The following is a 400-nucleotide window of genomic DNA, read 5'->3' as shown; positions in this document are numbered from 1 at the left end:
GACCGGGTCCAGCGCGCCCGGTTCCAGCGGCTGCAGGTCGGGCACGCCGCCGTCGGGCCGGCCGAGCAGGCTCCGGTCGGACAGTTCTCCCGTCCACGCGAACCACGTGTTCAGACTGTAGGTCAGCGCCTGCGCGAGGCCCAGCCGGCCATCCCTGGCGCGCCGGTCCAGGCCCTGGTCGCGGAAGTTCGTGATGCGCGCGCGGCCCTCGACCGGATACGTCGGCGCATCCGTGCGGAAGGCGAAGCCCCGTTCGTGCGCGGCGGCGTTGATGCCGGCGAGCGGCAGGCCGTCCAGCAGGGCATCCAGCTGGCGGTCGGACTGCGCGGCCAGTTCCAGCCCGAGGGCGCTGACGATCTTGAACGTCGATCCCGGCGCCCGCTCGGCGCCGCCGTCGTGC

The 400-nt window shown here is 74.2% G+C and carries 1 pseudogene; it reads right to left on the bottom strand.

From position 1 onward, the window contains the following. Positions 1-400, bottom strand: a pseudogene (locus ACEN88_RS34460) (hypothetical protein); the annotation flags it as partial.

The organism is Massilia sp. CT11-108 (assembly GCF_047302915.1).
Classification (GTDB): domain Bacteria; phylum Pseudomonadota; class Gammaproteobacteria; order Burkholderiales; family Burkholderiaceae_D; genus Telluria; species Telluria orientalis.
This window is presented reverse-complemented; position numbering and strand designations above follow the sequence as displayed.